This window comes from Pantoea eucrina, assembly GCF_001691555.1.
GTDB lineage: Bacteria > Pseudomonadota > Gammaproteobacteria > Enterobacterales > Enterobacteriaceae > Pantoea > Pantoea borealis.
This window is the reverse complement of the sequence record NZ_MAYN01000008.1, coordinates 144,472-145,042: the sequence shown is the minus strand read 5'-3', so window position 1 is coordinate 145,042 and position 571 is coordinate 144,472. Positions and strand designations below refer to the sequence as shown.

The window sequence follows — 571 nt, the reverse complement described above, 5'->3', positions numbered from 1 at the left end:
ACATTAGTCGGTTCGGTCCTCCAGTTAGTGTTACCCAACCTTCAACCTGCCCATGGCTAGATCACCGGGTTTCGGGTCTATACCCTGCAACTTAGCGCCCAATTAAGACTCGGTTTCCCTTCGGCTCCCCTATGCGGTTAACCTTGCTACAGAATATAAGTCGCTGACCCATTATACAAAAGGTACGCAGTCACCCCCATAAAGAAGGCTCCCACTGCTTGTACGTACACGGTTTCAGGTTCTGTTTCACTCCCCTCGCCGGGGTTCTTTTCGCCTTTCCCTCACGGTACTGGTTCACTATCGGTCAGTCAGGAGTATTTAGCCTTGGAGGATGGTCCCCCCATATTCAGACAGGATACCACGTGTCCCGCCCTACTCTTCGAGCTCACAGAACGTGCGTTTTCGTGTACGGGGCTGTCACCCGGTATCGCGCGCCTTTCCAGACGCTTCCACTAACGCACAAACTGATTCAGGCTCTGGGCTGCTCCCCGTTCGCTCGCCGCTACTGGGGGAATCTCGGTTGATTTCTTTTCCTCGGGGTACTTAGATGTTTCAGTTCCCCCGGTTCGCC

At 53.9% G+C, this 571-nt stretch carries 1 rRNA gene (cut by both window edges); it reads right to left on the bottom strand.

What is annotated here, in order from left to right:
• A 23S ribosomal RNA gene (locus BBA90_RS19425) occupies window positions 1-571 on the bottom strand (it extends past both window edges: 4,126 nt to the left, 286 nt to the right).